Source organism: Bradyrhizobium sp. 137, assembly GCF_023074095.1.
In the GTDB taxonomy this organism is placed as follows: Bacteria; Pseudomonadota; Alphaproteobacteria; order Rhizobiales; family Xanthobacteraceae; genus Bradyrhizobium.
The window spans coordinates 164,455-183,862 of record NZ_JADPKU010000099.1 but is presented as its reverse complement, the minus strand read 5'-3'; the positions used below and the strand labels follow the sequence as shown (position 1 = coordinate 183,862).

Below are 19,408 nucleotides of genomic sequence, written 5' to 3'. Positions count from 1 at the left end.
CCCCGGTCCTGATGTGGGGCGCTTCTACTCCAACGCAATCCCGGTGCCAACTCCCGCGTGCGGCTTTGCCACGGACATTGTTAAAGGCCCGGGATGGTACGGAGCCCGGGTCTCGGCCCTAACCATCGGACTTACCGTCGACCTTGGGCCCCGGCGGGTCGATCCAGCCGACATTGCCATCCGCCCGGCGGTAAATGATGTTTACCCGGCCCGAGGAGCCGTGCTGGAAGACCAGGCAGGGCGCCCCGCTCAGGTCGAGTTCCATGACGGCCTCGCTGACCGAGAGGCGCTTCAGCGAGGTGGTTTGCTCGGCGATGATGACGGGGCTGTAGCCGGCGACCTCGTCCTCGCCCTCGGGCGCCTCAAGCACATAGCTCGTGGCATCGAGCGCCGCCATCGCCTCGGAGGCGACATGGGCCTTTCGGGCGGAACGGTCCTTAAGGCGATTCTTGTAGCGGCGCAGCCGCTTCTCGATCATCACCAGCGCCTGGTCGGCGCTGGCATAGGCATCCGGCGCGTTCGAATCGGCCTCCAGCGTGATTCCCGAATCAAGATGCAGCGCGCAATCGGTGCGGAAGCCGAAGCCGTCCTTGCTCAGCGTGATGTGACCGGAATAATTGCCGTCGAAATATTTGCGCAGCACCTCATCCGTGCGGTCGGCAACGCGGCCGCGCAGGGCCTCGCCGACGCTGATGCTCTTTCCCGAAATTCGAAGAGTCATGTGATGCCTCGCTTGGTTCAAGTGCCTAGCTTGGATCGGTCTCGATGGGACATCGAGAGTAGCGCGATTTCGCGCCAGCGCAATCAGGCCGGCTCGGTGTTGCGGGGGCGATCGGACATTGCGGTGGCGAGGACGTTACCAAGAGCGCTCTGCTTGTCGCGGCGGCGTTGCACCGAAGAGGGAATGCGCATGGCTTCGCGGTACTTCGCGACCGTGCGGCGGGCAATATCAATGCCCGAAGCGCGCAAGCGTTCCACGATGGTGTCATCCGACAGGATCGCCGTGGGCGCTTCCGAATCGATCAGCTGCTTGATGTGGTGACGTACCGCTTCGGCGGAATGCGCCTCGCCGCCGTCAGCCGAGGCGATCGAGGCCGTAAAGAAATATTTCAGCTCGAACGTGCCGCGATTGGTTGCCATGTATTTGTTGGCGGTAACGCGCGACACCGTGGATTCATGCATCTGGATGGCGTCTGCGACAGCCTTCAGATTGAGCGGCCGCAAATGCGCCACGCCATGGGTGAAGAAGCCGTCCTGCTGGCGCACGATCTCGGTTGCAACTTTCAGGATGGTGCGGGCGCGCTGGTCGAGTGCGCGCACGAGCCAGGTCGCGTTCTGGAGCGCATCGGTGAAGTAGGATTTGTCGCCGTCCTTGCCGATCTTCTTCGACAGCTCGGAATAGTAGGTCTGGTTGACCAGCACGCGCGGCAGGGTGTCGCTGTTGAGCTCGACATGCCAGCCACCGTCGGGACCGGGGCGGACATAGACATCGGGCACCATGGTCTGGAGCCGCGCCGAGCCGAACTTCATGCCGGGCTTGGGATTGAGGCGGCGGATCTCGCCGATCATGTCGGCGATGTCCTCGTCGTCGACGCCGCAGACCTTGCGCAAGGACGCAATGTCGCGCTTGGCGAGAAGATCGAGATGCTCGACCAGGGCCTGCATCGCCGGATCGTAGCGGTCGAGCTCGCGGAGCTGGATCGCCAGGCATTCGCTGAGGGATCGTGCGCAGACGCCGGGCGGATCGAATTTTTGCAGCACGGCAAGGACGTCCTCGACATCCGGTTGCGATGCGCCGAGACGCTCGGCGGCCTGGCCGAGATCCGGCGGCAGATAGCCAGCCTCGTCGACGAGGTCGATCAGGTACTGGCCGATCATGCGCTGCGCCGGCGCGGTGAAGGCAACCGAGAGCTGCTCGGCAAGATGGTCCGACAGGGTCCTCTCTGCCGCGACGAAGGCTTCGAGATTGTAGGGTTCATCGCCGGAGGCACCACCGCCCCACTCGGTGTAAGTGGTCGGCGCGGCGTCCTGGGCATTGCGCGCGGCCGCCTCGGCCGGCTCCTCGGAGAAGACGTTGTCGAGGCCGGTGTCCAGGGTCTGCTCGATCTCGGCGCGGGTGCCGAGATCCTTGCTCATCCATTCTTCCTGTCCGGGCTCGAACGCCTCGGCGCTGCCGCCAAAGCCGTCGTCACCAACTCCATCACCCTGGCCGCCTTCGTCGCCATCGCCGAACTGGCTGGCCTCCGCGGGCGCTTCAGCGCCGCCGGCCTCATCATTGGCTCGCTCCAGCAGGGGGTTACGCTCGAGTTCTTCCTCCACGAAGGTCGTCAGATCGAGATTGGACAATTGCAGCAGCTTGATCGCCTGCATCAGCTGCGGCGTCATGACCAGCGACTGCGATTGCCGGAACTCTAATCTCTGCGTGAGCGCCATGAAGCAAGAACCGTTCCCAAAATTGGTCCGATTTTTGCTTATCCTAGTCCGGGCCCGATGTACACGCCTTGACGCCGCGCAAAAACAGGCTAGAGGCGGAATTCCTCGCCAAGGTAAAGCCGGCGCACGTCCGGATCGGCGACGATCTCATCCGGGGTACCCTCGGTCAGGATTTCACCGGCATAGACGATGTAGGCACGATCGGTGAGGCCGAGCGTTTCGCGCACATTGTGGTCGGTGATCAAGACCCCGATGCCGCGATTGGTGAGATGGCGGACGAGGTCCTGGATGTCGCCGACCGCGATCGGATCGATGCCGGCGAAGGGCTCGTCGAGAAGCATGTAGTTCGGCCGTGTCGCCAACGCGCGCGCAATCTCGACGCGGCGGCGCTCCCCACCTGATAGCGCGATCGACGGCGATTTCCTGAGGCGCGTGATGTTGAACTCGTCGAGCAGCGAATCGAGCTGGTGCTCGCGTTTCTTGCGCGAGGGCTCGACCACTTCGAGCACCGCGCGGATGTTCTGCTCGACGGTGAGGCCGCGGAAGATCGAGGCCTCCTGCGGCAGGTAGCCGATGCCGAGCCGCGCGCGCTGATACATCGGCAGCTTGGTGACATCGTGCCCGTCGAGCTCGATCGCGCCGCGATCGGCCTTGATCAGGCCGGTGATCATGTAGAACACGGTGGTCTTGCCGGCGCCGTTCGGGCCGAGCAGGCCGACCGCTTCGCCGCGGCGCACGTAGATGCTGACGCCGCGCACCACCTGACGACTGCCAAAGGCCTTTTCCACACTGTGCACAGCCAGGAAGCCGGGCCGCCGCAGCAGTTGCCCGCCTGTGCCAGTGGATCTGCTGCCGGCCCTGACCGGGTGAACCGCCTGCGGACGCGGCGGCTCGGCTCGATAGTCCGCCTGATAGTCGGCGTGATGGTCTCCTTGGAACTGGTCGGGCGCACGCATCGGCTGGCTCCGGGCGGTCGGCGGCGCATCCCGCACCGGGCTGGTGACGAGACCGCCGACATCGTCACCGAGCGCGGTGATGTCCTGACGCGCAAATCCTGGCCGGCCGCGTTTGGCGGGTCGCCGACGGAACATGCTGAAGAGATCGACCATCCCCGCCTTCTAGCCTTTCACGACGATCCTGCACGACAATCCTGCACGATGGTCCGCGCGTGATCCCGCGATCTGCCGCCCCGGCCTTTGCGATCCGCCGGTGCAGCCTGAGTGAGGGATGTCTCATGCCCGGTGAAACACGCCCGAAAAGCGGCGAACCCCGCTTCGAAAGCCCTTCGCGCTAGATACAGTCTTGCCGGGCAAGCTTCAACCTCGGATCGGGAGCAACCAAAGCAAGTTATTGAATTTACTTTTGTTTACTTGCGCCGGGCAACTGCAGAGGCGGTGCTGTGCCGGGTTTGGCGCCTTGGCCGCAATCATTGCTGCCGCCCTGCGGCAGCAGGGCCTGGACCCGGCCGCTCTCGGATTCCACCCGCGACACACCCGTGGTCATGTCGACCATCAGGCGGTCGCCGCGCAGCACGTTCTTGCACTGCGTCAAGACCACGCCGCCGAGCATGGTGATGAGGTTGGTCTTGGTGTCGAACACGGCGGTCTCGCCCGTTACCACCTGGTCCTTCTGAGTGACCACGACATTGCCGCGCGCCTCCAGCCGCTTGATCGCGGAGCTGCCGCCCGGGCCCGGCGTTGCCGACTGCATCGGTGCCGCCTTCGCGCCCTTGACCGCCGGCTGCGGCGCGGCCGGCTTGTCGCCGCCGCCCGATTCGTAAAACACCACCAGCGTCTTCGAGGTCATGGTGGTGTCGCCCTGCACGACCTTCACATTGCCGGCGAAGGTCGCCTCCTTCTTCTTGTCGCGCATTTCGAGCGAGGCGGCCTCGATCTGGATCGGCTGGTCGCGGTTTTGCGAAAAGCCCTGCATCGCGTTGGGCACGCCTTGCATCGTGCTCTGTGCAATGGCGGCCCCGCCCGCGACCACCGCAACGACGGCGGCGACAAGCACGGCTGTGCCGAGGACGGCACTCCGCTTGTTGTCGCTGCGCGAAAAAAAACTGACCATGGAAATCACTTTGAATTGGCAGACTTGTTCTGAGGCGTACGCGTCTTCGCAGGTGGCGCAGGCTCGGCCGGGGGCGCAGGCTGTGCGGCGGCGGGGTCGTCCAGCTTGTCCAGGTGCATCACCACATTGCCTTCGAAGCGGATGAGATCGCCGCCCTCGGTGATCCGCAGCCGGTCCGCAGTCAGCGTGCCGTTGGTCAGCTTGACGTCGACGCGCTCGTCGGAGGTGACCGTGCCCTTGTTCATGTCGACGAAGGCCGAGTTCAGCCGCGCTTCGTAGCCGGTCGAGGTGCGCAGCAAGATGTCCTTGTGCAGATCGAGCTGCTGCTGCTTGTTGTCGAAACGGCCGGTGCGGGCGTCGAGGAACAGGGTGGATTGATCCTCCATCAGCACCTTTGCGCGCAGATCCGAAAGATCGACATGATCGGGGTCGGTGATGTCCTGCGTCGCGGTCTTGGCCCAGAGCTCGTAGGGCCGCTGGTCCGGCGTGAAGCCGGCGAGGTGCGGCGTTTCCATGGTGATCTTGGTGCCCGACACCACCAGGTTTCCGGAATCGAGCGGCAGTTTCGGCATCAGCATGCGGAACGGATTGAAGACCGACACGCCGACGATGGCGGCCATGGAGAGCAGCACCGCGCCCGGCACCGCGACGCGCAGAATCCGCACCAGGCGGCTGTGGCGCGCCGCGCTGGCAAACTTCGCCGCAAGCGCGGCGTCGTAGGTGGGATTCTGGGCCGAATTCACCTGGACTCCTGATTCACTCCTGAAGTGGCGCTCGCCTTGTCCGGTGGAAGGACGCCCCATTGTACCCGGCGCCGCCAAAATATGCAGCCGGCGACAGGCCGTTACGAAAGTGTCCGAAACGGGGCGGCAGCCCTGACCCTAGCGGCCACGAGCGGCATCAGGAATGCGCGAAAATGTCCTCTTCCGCCCAGCCCTGGAGGTCGAGCAGGGCGCGGGTCGGCAGGAAGTCGAAACAGGCCTGCGCCAGCGCGGAGCGGCCTTCCCGCACCAGCATGGCATCGAGCCGCTCGCGCAGGCCGTGCAGATGCAGCACATCGGAGGCGGCATAGGCGAGCTGCGGCTCGCTCAGGCTGTCGGAGCCCCAGTCGCTGGACTGCTGCTGCTTGGAGAGGTCGATGTTGAGCACCTCGCGCACCAGGTCCTTCAGACCGTGGCGGTCGGTATAGGTGCGGGTCAGGCGGGAGGCGATCTTGGTGCAGTAGATCGGCCCGGTCATGACGCCGAAGGTCTGGTACAGCACCGCGATATCGAACCGCGCGAAGTGGAAGATCTTCGTGATGGCGGGATCGGCCAGCAGCGCCTTCAAATTCGGCGCGTCGGTGTGCCCCCTGGGGATCTGCACCACATCGGCGCTGCCGTCGCCGGGCGAGAGCTGCACCACGCAGAGCCGGTCGCGGTGCGGGTTCAGGCCCATGGTCTCGGTGTCGATCGCCACCGCTGCGGTGTAGCGGGACAGGTCGGGCAGGTCGCCGCGATGCAGGCGTACGGTCATGGCGTTTCAAAACCTCGAATGGTCTGTCGGCAGAATAGGCTAATCGGGATTCCCCGCGATGTATCCACTCACGGCGGGCCGCGCAAGCGCCGGCCGTGACCTTACGGGCCCGGTCAGATCGCCGCCAGCATGATGCAGATCATCGCGGCCACCGTGATGCGGCTGGGGCCGTCGCGGAAAGCGTAGATGATCGGATCGTCAGGCATCTCGCGGCGGTGCGCCATCATCAGGGCGCGGCCGAACCAGTAGAGCAGCAGCGGGTTGAGCAGCCAGAGCATCCAGGGACGGCTGTAGAGCGGCGTCACCGCGGAGGAGGAGACGTAGAGCGAGAACACCGTTGCCGCGTTCATCGCGCTCGCCGCCGCCATCGCGGCGATGACATGCAGATCAGTGATCCTGTAATCGCGGTTGGAGGGATCGGCGAGGCCCGCGCTCTCGCGCATGCTGAGCTCGCTGAAACGCTTGATCAGCGCCAGCGAGGTGAACACGAACAGCGAGAAGATCAAAAGCCATTCCGACAGCACCACGCCGACGCCGACGGCGCCGGCGATGATGCGCAAGCTGTAGAGACCAGACAGCGTCACGACGTCGACCAGCATCTTGCGCTTGAGCGCGAGCGAATAAGCGATCGTGGTGACGAGATAGGCGCCGAGCACGCCCAGGAAGAGAGGCGAGATGCAGAGGCTGGCGACAAGCGCGAACAGCCACAGCGCAGGAATCGCTGCTAGCGCCGCGGAGATCGGCAGATCGCCGGCCGCGAGCGGGCGATGGCGCTTGGTCGGATGCTGCCGGTCGGCCGAAAGATCCAGGAGATCGTTCATCAGATAGGCGCCCGACGCGCAGGCGGAGAACGCCATGAACGCCAGCAATGCAAAGCCGAGCGTTGCAAGGTTCATCTGATGCGCGGTGAGCGCCGGCACGAACACCAGCGTGTTCTTGGCGTATTGGTAGACGCGCAGGGCCTTGGCCCAGGTTTTCCAGCTGACGTGGCTGTGGCCGCGGCTCTCGATGCGCTCGATCGCGCCGCGATCGAACGGCAGCGTATGGCCCGCGGCAAGATCGGCCGGCGTCACGACGCCGTCAAAGCCAAGATGTGCGGCAATGCCCGCCGCATGATCGGCGAAACGTCCGGCGACAAGATATATCTTCGCGCCCTGCGCCCGCGCCGCCAGCGCCTGATTCAGCACATCGGAATCATAGGGCAGATGGGCATAGTCGATCTCGGCCCGCGCCAGGATATCCGTGAGCGCGGCCATACCTGGGCGTCCGCCGGCGCCGAAGCGGGCCAGCATGCGGCCGGGCGCACTGAACAGCGCTTCCATCAGCAGTTCGGAACGCAGCAGCGCGCCTTCCAGATCGATCACAAGCGTCCGCCCAGCCGCCGCAATTGCCGACGGTGCGGGGGCGCCAGAATCGTGTTGCCAGGCAGGCTGCTCCATCCGGAAACGCTCTTACTTGACGCAAAATGACCAGCCCAAAGGCCGGGGAGCAGGGGAAAGGGATGGTCGCGAGCCTAGAGGGCATTCGCTAAGGGCGGCTTAATTCCCCCGGACAGGAGCGGGCGGTTTCGCGCCGGAGGTCCTGTTGCCCGGATCCCACAACCCGCCCCGCGCTTCCTGTTGCGGCAGAGCTTTTACCTTGCCGCCCGTGGACATCGTCCCCGTCCACCCTATCTGCCAGTTTCGCGCGCCCCGCCGCGCTTACCTTGAATCAGGTGCCATGACCGAACAGACGCTCGCCGCGGCCGTCGACGACCCACAGGAACGCCAACGCGGCTTTTCGCGCTATCAGGCGCTCCTCATCGCGCTGCTCGCGTTCACGCAATTCACGATCATCCTCGACTTCGTCATCATGTCGCCGCTCGGCGCCATCCTGATGCCTGCGCTCGACATCACGGCCGGGCAGTTCGGCGTCGCGGTGTCGGCCTATGCGTTCAGCGCGGGGATCTCGGGCATCCTGGCCGCCGGCTTTGCCGATCGGTTCGATCGCAAGCGCCTGCTGCTGTTCTTCTATGTCGGCTTCACGCTCGGGACCATGCTCTGCGCCGCCGCGCCGAACTACCATGTGCTGCTGCTCGGCAGGATCGTGACCGGATTGTTCGGTGGCGTGATCGGCTCGGTTGTGCTCGCCATCATCACCGATCTGTTCCCGCTGCACCTGCGCGGCCGCGTGATGGGCTTCATCCAGACGGCGTTTGCCGCAAGCCAGGTGCTCGGCATTCCCGCCGGGCTGTTCCTCGCCAATCACTGGAGCTGGCATGTCTGCTTCGCCGCGATCGTCGTGGTGTCGACCGCAGCGATCGCGGTCATCGCTTTCACCATGGAGCCGGTCGATGCGCATCTGAAATTGAAGCAGGACAGAAACCCGTTCCGGCACTTGATCGCCACCGTCGGGCAGAAGCGCTATACGCTGGCCTTCGCCGTCACGACGCTGCTGGCGACCGGCGGGTACATGCTGATGCCATTCTCCAGCGCCTTCACCGTGCACAATCTCGGCATCGACATTGCGCATCTGCCGACGATCTATCTCGTCTCCGGCCTGTTCAGCATCGTCACGGGGCCTCTGGTCGGCAGGGCGAGCGACGCGTTCGGCAAATACCCGACCTTCGCGTTCGGCAGCGTCGTGTCGGTGATCATGGTGCTGGTCTACACCCGTCTCGGCCACGTCTCGCTCGCGACCGCGATCCTCGTCAACGTCTTGATGTTCGTCGGCATTTTCTCGCGCATGATCCCGTCGCAGGCGCTGATGTCGGCGATCCCCGATCCGAGCCAGCGCGGCTCGTTCAGCGCGGTCAGCGCCTCGCTTCAGCAGCTCTCCGGCGGCCTCGGCTCGGTTCTCGCCGCCGCCATCATCGCCCAAGCGGCGGACGGCTCGCTGATCCATTTCGACCGGCTCGGCTACGTCGTGGTCGCGACGACGATCGTCGCGCTGGGCGCGATGTACTTTGTGCAGAAGGCGGTGGCGGAGCGGGCGGGAAAGCGGGTGGTGTGAGAGCGGACGGGCTGATGTGTCCCATCAAGGGACCCATGCCACCTCGGTGCTTGGATCGTCGGCTACCATCGCGACTGATCGGAAACAGCCCCATTTTGCGTCAAATCTTGCAAATGGTGCCCAGGAAAGGACTCGAACCTTCACGGCCGTTAAGCCACTGGCACCTGAAGCCAGCGCGTCTACCAATTCCACCACCTGGGCATGCCGTTTGGGGCACGGAGGCGGTTACTACGGTTCGGTGACGCCGTTGTCAATTCATGCGTGAAGCCTGTTGCGGGATGCCGATTGCGCATCGCAAACCGGCTCGATACAAGCCTGACAACCCCTTACCCACCTGCAGGAACCGACCCCATGGCATCGAATCTGGACACGCTCGTCACGGTTTTCGGCGGATCTGGGTTTTTGGGCCGGAACGTCGTCCGCGCCCTGTGCAAGCGCGATTACCGCATCCGGGTCGCGGTGCGGCGGCCGGAACTCGCCGGATATCTCCAGCCCTCCGGCAAGGTCGGGCAGGTCCACACCGTGCAGGCCAATTTGCGCTATCCGGCCTCGGTCGAGGCGGCGCTGCGCGATTCGCATGTCGTGATCAACCTCGTGGGCGTCCTCACCGAGAGCGGCGAGCAGACCTTTGACGCCGTCCAGGCCAAGGGCGCCGAGACCGTCGCCAAGGCGGCGGCCGCCGCCGGCGCCAGCCTGGTGCATGTCTCCGCGATCGGCGCCGACGCGGAATCGCCCTCGCGCTATGCCAAGGCCAAGGCGGCCGGCGAAGCCGCGGTCTTGGCCGCCGTACCGTCGGCGACGATCTTCCGCCCTTCCGTGATGTTCGGGCCCGAGGACCAGTTCACCAACCGCTTTGCCGCGCTGGGGCGAATGTTGCCGGTGCTGCCGCTGATCGGCGGCGAGACCAGGATGCAGCCGGTCTATGTCGGCGACGTCGCCACCGCGATCGCTGATGCCGTCGACGGCAAGGCCAAGGCCGGCGCGACCTATGAGCTCGGCGGGCCGGAGGTGCTGACCATGCGCGAGATCATCGAGACCATCCTCGAGAACACGGATCGCGAGCGAATGCTGATCCCGCTGCCGTTTGGGCTCGCCCGCTTCAAGGCCGCCTTCCTGCAATTCGCGCCGGGTGCACTGAAGCTGACGCCGGACCAGGTCACGATGCTCGAACGCGACAATGTCGTGTCGGATGCGGCGAAGGCCGCTGGCCTGACGCTGGAAGGGCTCGGCATCACGCCGGATTCGCTGGAGGCGATCGCCCCGCAATATCTCTGGCGTTTCCGCGCGGCCGGCCAGTTCCAGCGCAAGAGCGCCTAAAGACTCTCTCTCCGTCGTCATGGCCGGGCCGTTCGGAGAACGGCGTCGCTCTGCTCGACTATGCGCGGCCATCCACTCAGATCAGCGGTCGCAGCAAGACGTGGATGCCCGGGTCAAGCCCGGGCATGACGAGTTTGGAGGACGAGCAGGGCCAGAGGACGCACCGTCAGCGCGGCGAAACGTCAAAACTTCAGCTTCTTGAACACCGCTTCCGGCAGCGTCTTGATGATCAGCATCACGAGGCGCCATTTGCCGCTGACATAGACGACGTCGATTTTCCTCTCGACCGCCTGAAGGATCGCATCGCCGACCACCGGCGCCTCCACCGTGAGCGGGCCGATCAGCTTCATGCCTTCCGTCATCTTGGTGCGGACGAAGCCGGGTTTGACGGTGACGACATGCACGCCGCGGCGGCTGGCGCGGGCACGCAGGCCGGACAGGAAGGCGGAGAAGCCCGCTTTGGCCGAGCCGTAGACATAGTTCGAGGCGCGGCCGCGATCGCCGGCAACGGAGGACACGCCGACGATCGTGCCAGTGCCGCGGCCCAAGAATTTTTCGGCAAACAGGCCGAGGATCAGCGACGGGCCTTCGTAGTTGGAGCGCATGATCGTGGTGGCGTGGGCGAGATCGGATTGCGCGTTCTCCTGCACGCCCAAAAGGCCGACGATCGAGACCACGACATCAGGCAACGCCGGCAGGCCGCCGACAAAGCTCTCGAATGACGCGGTGTCGAGCACATCGAATTTGTGAAGACCGACCTCGATATTGTAACGCGCGCGCAGATCGGCGGCATCCCGCTCCAGCGTGGCGACGTCGCGGCCGGCGAGGGCGACGTCGTATCCCGCCTTGGCGAAGGCGCGCGCGGCGGCGCGGCCGATATCGGAGGAGCCACCCAGCACAATTGCGGACTTGCGTGACGTCACGGGCTAGACCTCATCAAACAGGCGTTGTGAAAGCTTCGAGCGGATGTTGCCTGTGGGATCAAGCGATCTGCGGATCGCGTTGAACCGCTGCAAGGCGGGATAGCCGGCCGCGAACGTCGCGCGCGACTGGCGCGCATCCTTGGCGAGGTACAGCCGCCCGCCGGCAGCGACGACCAGGCGATCGATCTCGTCGAGGAAATTCAGGATGTCGCCCTTCAGCGGGAAATCCAGCGCCAGCGTGTAGCCGGGCAGCGGAAACGACAGGATGCCGTCGCCCTGGCCGAGCTTCTTGAGCACGGCGAGGAAGGAGGCATCGCCGCGATGCGCGACGCGCTGGAGGATATCGCCGAGCACCTCGCGCGCGCCCTGCTCCGGAATCACGCATTGATGCTGAAGGAAGCCGCGCTTGCCATAGATCCGATTCCAGTCTTTGAGGCCGTCGAGCGGAAAGAAATACGGATAGAGCGAGACCACTTGGCTGCCGCCGGCGCGCCGCGCGCCCACGCGGTAGTACAGCTCGTTGAAGGCGCGAATGCTGAGGCGGTTCAGCGTGATCGAGGGCAGATCGACGGGGACGCCGAGGCCGGGATCTTTGCCGACGGGAAACGCAGCGGCGCCAGCGGCGAGTTCGTCTCTGCCGGCGTGTTCGCCGAGATAGATCAGCGCGCGGCCGAGATCGCGTCCTCGCGCCGCGCAATCGAGCCAGGCCACCGAATAGGTCGCAGCATCGCCCGCGTCGAGCGCTCGCATCGCGGCATCGAGATCGGACGCAGAGATCACCCGCTCGCGGATCCATCCGGTTTCGACCGGCCGCAACCGCATCGTCGCCTCGAGGATGATTCCGGTCAGGCCCATGCCGCCGACGGTCGCGAAAAAGGCATCGGAATTCTGCTCGCGCGAGGTTTCGATCACCTCGCCCTGCCCGGTGCGCAGCAAAATGCTGTCGAGGTAGCGACCGAAGCCGCCCTCGCCATGATGGTTCTTGCCGTGCACGTCGGCAGCGATTGCACCGCCGATCGACACGAAGCGCGTGCCGGGCACGACGAAGGGCAGGAAGCCGCGTGGGCCGAATGTCTCGATCAGGTCCGACAGCAGCATGCCGGCCTCGAGGCGGATGCGCCCGCTCGCCGGATCGAACCACCTGACCCGGTCGAACCCCGTCATCGCGACGGTCCTGGCGGCGCCGATCGCGGCATCGCCATAGGCGCGGCCATTGCCGCGCGCGACGGTGCCGGCCGAGACAGCCTCGCCGACGGCCGCGAACGAGCGCGGCCGCAGCACGTTGCTATCGACGACCGGAAAACGCCCCCAGCCGCTGACGAGGGTCATGGTTCAGCTCCTGTGCCGGGCACGCCGCCCTGGGCTGGAGACTGATTAGCGATCAAAAGCTTATTTTGCGTTGAAAACACCAGCAACCGGGTGTCTCGATGCCCACCTCTCCCCAGCGGGGAGAGGTGCGTCGGAGCACTTCAGCGCGAGCTGATTTGGATCGAGGGTTTCTGGCTTTACCGCCCCAGCGCCAGCGCGATCAGGCCGAGCGTGCCGACGATGACGCGCCACCAGGCGAACACCACGAAACCGTGTCGGGTGACGTAGGTCAAGAACGTCTTGACCACGATGATCGCGGTGATGAACGACACCACGAAGCCGATCGCGACGATGTTCATATGGTCCATCGTCATCTCGGCGCGGTTCTTGTAGAAGTCGTAGGCGAACGCGCCGATCATGGTGGGGATGGCGAGGAAGAACGAGAACTCCGCCGCCGCTCGCTTGTCCGCACCGAGCAGCATGGCGGCCACGATGCTGGCGCCGGAGCGCGACACGCCCGGGATCATCGCCACGCACTGCGCGATGCCGATATAGAGATACATCAAGAGTGGAAACTTGGTGGCTTCATGCTCGCGCGGCTTGAGCTCGAGCTTGTCGACCCAGAGCAGGATGGCGCCGCCGACGATCAGCGTGAAGCAGACGACCCACGGATTGAACAGCATGCTCTTGATGTACTTGCCGGCGAGGAGGCCGACGATCACGGCCGGCAGGAACGCGACCAGCACGCCGATCACGAAGCGGCGCGCATAGGCATCGCCCGTGAACAGGCCAATCGCGACGTCCCACAGCTTCCTGAAATAGAGCCCGACGATCGCGAGGATCGCACCCAACTGGATCAGAACGGTAAACGAATCCCAGAAGGCACCTTCACCAAGGTGAAAGAAGCGCTCCGCGAGCAAGAGGTGGCCGGTCGAGGACACGGGAAGGAACTCGGTCACCCCCTCGATGATGCCGAGGATCACTGCCCGTATTGCGTCTGACATATTACGGTCCATTTCCGCTGGAAAGCGGGGCTCTTCTCGCCTATTCGCCCCCATGCCGCAATCGCAAAATGCGACGTCACGCCCTTGCTTCGCGGTTTTGAAAGACTAGTGTGGCGCCGCACAAACATTGATGGATTCTTAAGCACCATCAAATAGTCAAAGGCTTCATGTTTACGCTGTTTCACCATCCGTTCTGTCCGCACTCGCGCTTCATTCGCTTGATCGTGGGCGAATACGGGCTCGACCTGACGCTGGTCGAAGAGCGCAGCTGGGAGCGGCGCGAGGCGTTTCTGCTGCTCAATGCGGCCGGCACGACACCGGTTCTGGTGGACGACGAGCAGCCGCCCATACCGGGCGCGGCGATCATCGCCGAATATGTCGACGAGGCCTATGGCGCCGCGATGGGCCCCAAGCGCCTGATGCCGGAAACCATCACCGAGCGCGTCGAGGTGCGCCGGCTGATGGCCTGGTTCAACGAAAAATTCTTCGAGGAGGTCTCGCACCCTCTCGTCACCGAGCGCATCTACAAGCGGTTCATGAGCGAGGAGGACGGCGGCGGCCCGCCTTCGGCCGACGTGATGCGCGCGGCCAAGGCAAATGTGCGCTATCATCTGGCCTATATCGGCTGGCTGGCGCAGACGCGTAACTTCCTCGCGGGCGACCGGCTCACCTACGCGGATCTCGCCGCCGCGGCGCATCTCTCGGCGATCGACTATCTGGGCGACGTGCCATGGAGCGAGGACGACGCAGCAAAGGCGTGGTACGCGCGGGTGAAATCCCGCCCGTCGTTCCGTCCGCTCCTGAGCGAATGGCTGGCCGGCGTGCCGGCGTCGCGGACTTATGTGGACCTGGATTTCTGAATTCCGATCCGACTGAACTGAAGACACGGCTGGCGCACGAAGCACGCGCGCTCGGCTTCGACTGCATCGGCATCACTGCACCCGGCACGATCGAGAGCGCCGGAAAATACTTTCTCGAATTCATCGCCTCCGGCGGCCATGGCGACATGGACTGGCTGGCCGCGAGCCCTGAGCGCCGCGTCGATCCGCGCGGGCTGTGGCAGGATGTGCGCTCGGTGATCATGCTCGGCGTCAATTACGGCCCCGACCAGGATCCGCTTGCGATCCTCAAGCAGCGCACGCATGCGGCGATCTCGGTCTATGCGCAAGGCGACGATTATCACGATCTGATCAAGAAGCGGCTGAAGGCGCTGGCGCGCTGGCTAATTGCGACCGCGCCGTCGGATGTAAAGGTGTTCGTCGACACCGCGGCCGTGATGGAGAAGCCCTTGGCGCAAGCCGCGCATCTGGGCTGGCAGGGCAAGCACACCAATCTCGTCTCGCGCGAGTTCGGCTCCTGGCTGTTCCTCGGCGCGATCTACACCACGCTCGAGCTGCCGCGCGACGACGCAGAGATCGACCATTGCGGCTCGTGCCGGGCCTGTCTCGACATCTGTCCGACCGCGGCGTTCCCTGCGCCCTACAAGCTCGATGCGCGGCGCTGCATCTCGTACCTCACCATCGAGAACAAGGGTCCGATCCCGCGCGAATTTCGCAAGGCCATGGGCAATCGGATCTATGGCTGCGATGATTGTCTTGCCGCCTGTCCCTGGAACAAGTTCGCGCAGGAGGGTCGCGAGGCCAAGCTCGCGGCGCGTGACGAGCTGCGCGCGCCTGCGCTCGCGGCGCTGGCCCGGCTCGACGATGCTTCATTCCGCACGCTGTTCACGAAGTCGCCGCTGAAGCGCATCGGCCGCAATCGCTTCGTACGGAACGTGCTGATCGCGATTGGCAACTCCGGGGAGCTAGCGCTGGCTGCGGAGGCGCGGCGATTGCTCGACGATGCAAGCCCACTGGTGCGTGGGGCGGCGGTGTGGGCGCTGGGGCAATTGGTGGAGCGCGAGGCGTTTGCCGAGGTGAGGCTGCAGGTTCTCGATCGCGAGCCCGACGAGAGTGTTCGTGAGGAGTGGCGCGCAGAATTCACGGTTAGCTCCTCATCCTGAGGAGCCGCGCGGCGGCATCTCGAAGGATCGAGGCCGAGCTGCCGCAGCGGAGCCTGCATGGTTCGAGACGGCGCTTCGCGCCTCCTCACCATGAGGGTTGAGGGCCTTGATTTCCCCGCGCCTTTCTTCAATCTCGCGCCTCATGACAAACATGCCTTTCTTTACCCGCGACGGCGACACATTCCATCCGACGGAAGTCGCCAACGGTCCCTGGGATCCGAAATCGCTGCACGGACGCGTCATCATCGGCCTGCTCGGCTTCGTCATCGAGGAGCGTCATTCCGGCCCCGAATTCGTGCCGGCGCGGCTCACCGTCGATATGTTTCGGCTACCGACCATCGACAAGCCGATTGAAGTGACGACGCGCCTGGTGCGCGACGGCCTGCGCATCCGCGTGGTCGAGGCGGAGTTTGTCTCCGGTGGCGTCAGCATGGCGCGGGCGTCTTGCCAGCTGCTGCGCAAGACGCAAAATCCCGAAGGCAATGTCTGGTCACCGCCGAACTGGGACGTGCCGAAGCCGGCCGACATTCCCAAGCCCACCGATCCCAGGCTCGGCATGAACGGCAAATGGACGACGCGCCCGATCGTCGGCCATATGGGCTCGCTCGGCCCGCGCCGGCTCTGGATGAGCGAGGTGCGCGAGCTCGTCGCGGGCGTGGCGATGACGCCGTTCGTCCGTGTCGCCACCGGCGCCGATTTCGCCAGCCCGTTTGCCAATGCCGGCGACAGGGGGCTCGGCTACATCAACAGCGACGTCACGATCTATCTGCATCGCCTGCCGATCACAAACTGGATCGGATTCGAGGTGGTGAACCATCACGCCACCGATGGCGTCGCGATCGGCGAATGCTGGCTCTATGACGAACAGGGACCGATCGGCACCGCCACGGTCGCCGCACTGGCGCAGCGCAAGCCGATGGCGAATCCGTCGAAGCGGTAGCGCTCTCTCTACTCGTCGTTCCGGGCTCGCGCCAAGGAGCGCGCCCCGGAATGACGAGTGGAGACAGTTACGCCAAATGCCGCTGCATTTCCGGGCGCGCCTTCAGCTCGGCGCCCTGCTTGGCCACGATCTTCGCAATCCGCTCCGGCGCAAACTTCAGGTCGACGAACGCCGGCGCAGTGTTGGCAACTTCGTGATAGCTGGCAATCTTGCCCTCACGCAGCGTCATTATCGCCACGCCCTCGAACATCGCCCGCGCGCCATTCGCGTCCAGTAGGGTCGAACGATAGCTGAAGGTGTAGCGCGCATAGAGCGTGGTGCCGTCGGTGACGGGATCGTGCATGTCCCAGCGGAAATCGGTCGCCGTGCGATAGAACCAGTCGTCGATCAGCTCGGCGATCTTCTCGCGACCGGCGAAGACACCGTAGAAGACGTCGTGGTAGATGCCGTCCTCGGTGAACAGTTCGGCGAAAGCCTTGCCGTTGCGCTGCTCGACCGCATCGCAGAACGCACGCAGCATGGCGACGGTGGTCATTGGCATTTCTCCCTCCCCGTTCTCTGTCATGCCCCGGCTTGCCGGCGCATCCAGTACGCCGCGGCTTCTCGGCTTAGGTATGACGGCCTCTGGAATACCGGATCGTCCGCTCAAGTCGGACGATGACATCGAGTGCTGAGCGGCAGTTTCACCCGATCTCCGCCACGGCGGCAAGAATGCGCGCGATGTCCTGCGGGCGGGAGAGGCGGTGATCGCCGTCCTGGATCATGGTCAGCACGACGTCGTCAGCCGGCAGGCGATGTGTCAGCGCGAAGGCGTGCTGCCATGGCACGTCGGGATCTTTCGCGCCCTGCAGGATGCGGATGGGGCAGCCGAGATCGATGGCGCTGCCGAGCACCAGGTGATTGCGTCCCTCCTCGATCAGATTTCGCGTAATCGGATAGGGCGAGCCGTCGCCATAGTCCGACGGCCGCAGCCAGAGGCCCTTGGTCTCGATCTCTTTCTTCACCGCCGGCGAAAAGTTCTTCCACATCAGCTCCTCGGTGAAGTCGGGCGCCGGCGCGATCAGGACGAGACCGGACAGCGAGGCCACGGCCTGTTGCGTCTCCTGGCGCTTCTTGATCTCGCGCGCGAGCAGCAGTGCCATCCAGCCGCCCATGGACGAGCCGATCAGGATTTGCGGGCCGGCGCAGAAGCGCTCGAACACTGCTACGCTCTCCTCCAGCCAGCGTCCGATGGTTCCATCGGCGAAATCGCCGCAGGATTCGCCGTGACCGGAATAGTCGAATCGGACCATTGCGCGGCCGTGCTCCCCGGCCCAGGCATCCAGCGCCATGGCCTTGCTGCCCTGCATGTCCGATTTGAATCCGCCGAGCCAGACCAGCCCGGGGCCTTTTCCGGCGCGGCGGCGCACCGCAATTCTGCGCGCCAGCCGGCCTTCGCCCACGGTGATGAAGTCGAGCACGGTATCGGAAATTGCATCGGTCATGGAACGTTTACTCTGGCTGTGCTGTTTGAGCTGTTTGGACACGTCCGCCAGCACAATCCGACCTCGGCATTGGCCGTTTGGGACGCTTGCGGAACAGAACCAAGGTGTCTATGTCGTCTGCGTGCCAACGGGCGTGGCCAAAATGCCTCGCATTTGAGGGTTTTTCGCCTCTCGCACGAGCGACTTGCTTGCCGGCAAACGCATCTTCCTTCAAGATAGCCGCTTCCTTCACAACTTTGGAGAACCACCCATTCGCCGTCCTAATAAAGCTCCGCCCGCTGCCAGCAAAGACGGGCCGCGCATCAATGATGATATCCGCAATGCGCAAATCCAGCTGATCGATCAAACCGGTGACAACAAAGGCACGGTCGAGACGGTCCTGGCCATCAAGATGGCTCAGGAAGCCGGCATGGATCTGGTCGAGATTTCGCCGAATACCAGCCCTCCCGTCTGCAAGATCATGGACTACGGGAAGTACAAGTATTCCGCTCAGAAGAAAGCCGCCGAAGCCCGCAAGCGGCAGAAGACCGTCGAGATCAAGGAGATCAAGCTCCGTCCGATGATCGACGATCACGATTACGACGTGAAGATGCGCGCGATGCAGCGGTTCTTCGAAGAGGGCGACAAGGTCAAGATCACGCTGCGCTATCGTGGTCGCGAAATGGCGCACCAGGAGATCGGCACCAAGCTTCTGGACAAGATCAAAACCGACGTCGCCGAGCTCGCCAAGGTCGAGCAGGACGCAAGGTTCGAGGGTCGCCAGGTCGTGATGGTTCTGGCGCCGCGCTGACGCCGGCTCTTTGGGACTGAGAATTCAACGGCCCGTCCGGATCTCCGGCGGGCCGTTTTGTTTGTCAGGTTCTCGTCGCCTGCCAGGTGCCGCTACAGCGGTCGCCGGAAATGATGCCGTTCCACGAGCCGGCGCCGTTCATGCCGGCGAGCCGGCCGCCGCCGCTGGCGTGGGAGGCGCCGACCCAGACCTGGACCGCCACAGCGCCGCCGCGATTGACTTTGCCGGACACCCGGCCGCCGCCGGCGGACGACACCCGGCTGCCGATGACGGTGAAGGGGACGCTGTAGCCGGAGCTGCAATTGCCCCGTGTGGTGGCGAAGGTGACATTCCAGATGCCGTCATAGCCGCTGACCCGGGCACCGGCAGTTGAAGGCGCCATGGCGGCGGCCAGCACGGCGAGCAGCCCCAGGCGGCGCGGGCGCGCAAAGCTGGAGAAAGAGGAAATCGATCGCGGGAAATGGGCCATTGGGTCCTGCTCCGGACATGAGGCGTGGACATTGGGGGTAGCAACCCCAAATAGTCGGCGGCTAGGTTCCGGCGGTTCATCGTTGCCATTTGGCTCCCGCTCTGTCATAAGCCCAGCCTTCATCGCCCGGCTGATTAAGGGCTGCCGTGGCGGTGTTTCGTG

19 protein-coding genes and 1 tRNA gene are annotated in these 19,408 nt (G+C 64.5%); 6 read left to right on the top strand and 14 right to left on the bottom strand.

Going from position 1 to position 19,408, the window contains the following annotated elements; genetic code table 11:
• Positions 1-118: 118 nt before the first annotated feature.
• The 7 genes from raiA to IVA78_RS26420 all read right to left on the bottom strand — a co-directional run bounded on the left by raiA (position 119) and on the right by IVA78_RS26420 (position 7,382).
• Complete coding sequence (raiA, locus tag IVA78_RS26450; protein ID WP_247468627.1) at positions 119-721, bottom strand: ribosome-associated translation inhibitor RaiA; 603 nt, start codon at positions 719-721, stop codon at positions 119-121.
• 83 nt (positions 722-804) lie between these two features.
• Positions 805-2,433 (bottom strand): RNA polymerase factor sigma-54, encoded by a 1,629-nt coding sequence (rpoN, locus tag IVA78_RS26445; RefSeq protein ID WP_247468624.1) that lies wholly within the window; start codon positions 2,431-2,433, stop codon positions 805-807.
• A gap of 89 nt (positions 2,434-2,522) precedes the next feature.
• Positions 2,523-3,542, bottom strand: coding sequence for an LPS export ABC transporter ATP-binding protein (gene lptB, locus IVA78_RS26440; protein ID WP_247468621.1), 1,020 nt, complete (start codon positions 3,540-3,542; stop codon positions 2,523-2,525).
• Between the two features lie 247 nt (positions 3,543-3,789).
• The gene (locus IVA78_RS26435) at positions 3,790-4,503 is read right to left on the bottom strand and encodes an LptA/OstA family protein (RefSeq protein WP_247468618.1); all 714 of its coding nucleotides are present in this window, start codon (positions 4,501-4,503) and stop codon (positions 3,790-3,792) included.
• A gap of 5 nt (positions 4,504-4,508) precedes the next feature.
• Positions 4,509-5,246 carry an LPS export ABC transporter periplasmic protein LptC gene (gene lptC, locus IVA78_RS26430; RefSeq protein WP_247276536.1) on the bottom strand — a complete coding sequence of 246 codons (738 nt, stop codon included), beginning with the start codon at positions 5,244-5,246 and terminating at the stop codon, positions 4,509-4,511.
• Between the two features lie 157 nt (positions 5,247-5,403).
• Positions 5,404-6,018, bottom strand: a complete 615-nt coding sequence (locus IVA78_RS26425) for a ribonuclease D (protein ID WP_247468615.1) — start codon at positions 6,016-6,018, stop codon at positions 5,404-5,406.
• A 113-nt stretch (positions 6,019-6,131) separates the two neighbouring features.
• A complete protein-coding gene (locus IVA78_RS26420) occupies positions 6,132-7,382 on the bottom strand; it encodes a UbiA family prenyltransferase (RefSeq protein WP_247468612.1) in 1,251 nt (416 codons plus the stop codon).
• A 355-nt stretch (positions 7,383-7,737) separates the two neighbouring features.
• Here IVA78_RS26420 and IVA78_RS26415 point away from each other — a divergent pair, with 355 nt between their 5' ends.
• Entirely contained in the window at positions 7,738-9,009 is a 1,272-nt protein-coding gene (locus IVA78_RS26415; RefSeq protein WP_247468609.1) for an MFS transporter, read from the top strand.
• Positions 9,010-9,123: 114 nt separating this feature from the next.
• On the opposite strand, the gene IVA78_RS26410 is transcribed toward IVA78_RS26415, so the two are convergent.
• A tRNA-Leu gene (locus IVA78_RS26410) sits at positions 9,124-9,210 on the bottom strand.
• A 150-nt stretch (positions 9,211-9,360) separates the two neighbouring features.
• Between IVA78_RS26410 and IVA78_RS26405 the strand changes: the two genes are divergently transcribed.
• Positions 9,361-10,326 carry a complex I NDUFA9 subunit family protein gene (locus IVA78_RS26405; protein WP_247468606.1) on the top strand — a complete coding sequence of 322 codons (966 nt, stop codon included), beginning with the start codon at positions 9,361-9,363 and terminating at the stop codon, positions 10,324-10,326.
• A 182-nt stretch (positions 10,327-10,508) separates the two neighbouring features.
• On the opposite strand, the gene IVA78_RS26400 is transcribed toward IVA78_RS26405, so the two are convergent.
• From IVA78_RS26400 to IVA78_RS26390, 3 genes are all read right to left on the bottom strand, one after another.
• Entirely contained in the window at positions 10,509-11,249 is a 741-nt protein-coding gene (locus IVA78_RS26400; protein WP_247468603.1) for an SDR family oxidoreductase, read from the bottom strand.
• A gap of 3 nt (positions 11,250-11,252) precedes the next feature.
• Positions 11,253-12,578: an FAD-binding oxidoreductase gene (locus IVA78_RS26395; RefSeq protein WP_247276543.1), complete on the bottom strand. Its 1,326-nt coding sequence runs from the start codon at positions 12,576-12,578 to the stop codon at positions 11,253-11,255.
• A 176-nt stretch (positions 12,579-12,754) separates the two neighbouring features.
• On the bottom strand, positions 12,755-13,561 hold the full coding sequence (locus IVA78_RS26390; protein ID WP_247468599.1) for an undecaprenyl-diphosphate phosphatase: 807 nt from the start codon (positions 13,559-13,561) through the stop codon (positions 12,755-12,757).
• 167 nt (positions 13,562-13,728) lie between these two features.
• Between IVA78_RS26390 and IVA78_RS26385 the strand changes: the two genes are divergently transcribed.
• From IVA78_RS26385 to IVA78_RS26375, 3 genes are all read left to right on the top strand, one after another.
• Complete coding sequence (locus IVA78_RS26385; RefSeq protein WP_247468596.1) at positions 13,729-14,421, top strand: glutathione S-transferase family protein; 693 nt, start codon at positions 13,729-13,731, stop codon at positions 14,419-14,421.
• Positions 14,370-15,563: a tRNA epoxyqueuosine(34) reductase QueG gene (gene queG, locus IVA78_RS26380; protein WP_247468594.1), complete on the top strand. Its 1,194-nt coding sequence runs from the start codon at positions 14,370-14,372 to the stop codon at positions 15,561-15,563. The genes IVA78_RS26385 and queG overlap by 52 nt, the downstream gene beginning before the upstream one ends.
• A gap of 142 nt (positions 15,564-15,705) precedes the next feature.
• Positions 15,706-16,503 (top strand): acyl-CoA thioesterase domain-containing protein, encoded by a 798-nt coding sequence (locus IVA78_RS26375; protein WP_247468592.1) that lies wholly within the window; start codon positions 15,706-15,708, stop codon positions 16,501-16,503.
• A 67-nt stretch (positions 16,504-16,570) separates the two neighbouring features.
• Here IVA78_RS26375 and IVA78_RS26370 read toward each other — a convergent pair whose 3' ends face one another.
• A complete protein-coding gene (locus tag IVA78_RS26370; protein ID WP_247468676.1) occupies positions 16,571-17,038 on the bottom strand; it encodes a nuclear transport factor 2 family protein in 468 nt (155 codons plus the stop codon).
• Positions 17,039-17,186: 148 nt separating this feature from the next.
• Entirely contained in the window at positions 17,187-17,987 is an 801-nt protein-coding gene (locus IVA78_RS26365; RefSeq protein WP_247468591.1) for an alpha/beta hydrolase, read from the bottom strand.
• A 250-nt stretch (positions 17,988-18,237) separates the two neighbouring features.
• Here IVA78_RS26365 and infC point away from each other — a divergent pair, with 250 nt between their 5' ends.
• Positions 18,238-18,777: a translation initiation factor IF-3 gene (gene infC, locus IVA78_RS26360; protein WP_247276617.1), complete on the top strand. Its 540-nt coding sequence runs from the start codon at positions 18,238-18,240 to the stop codon at positions 18,775-18,777.
• A gap of 64 nt (positions 18,778-18,841) precedes the next feature.
• Here the strand turns inward: infC and IVA78_RS26355 are convergent, their stop codons facing one another.
• Positions 18,842-19,246 (bottom strand): hypothetical protein, encoded by a 405-nt coding sequence (locus tag IVA78_RS26355; RefSeq protein ID WP_247468589.1) that lies wholly within the window; start codon positions 19,244-19,246, stop codon positions 18,842-18,844.
• Positions 19,247-19,408 lie beyond the last annotated feature (162 nt).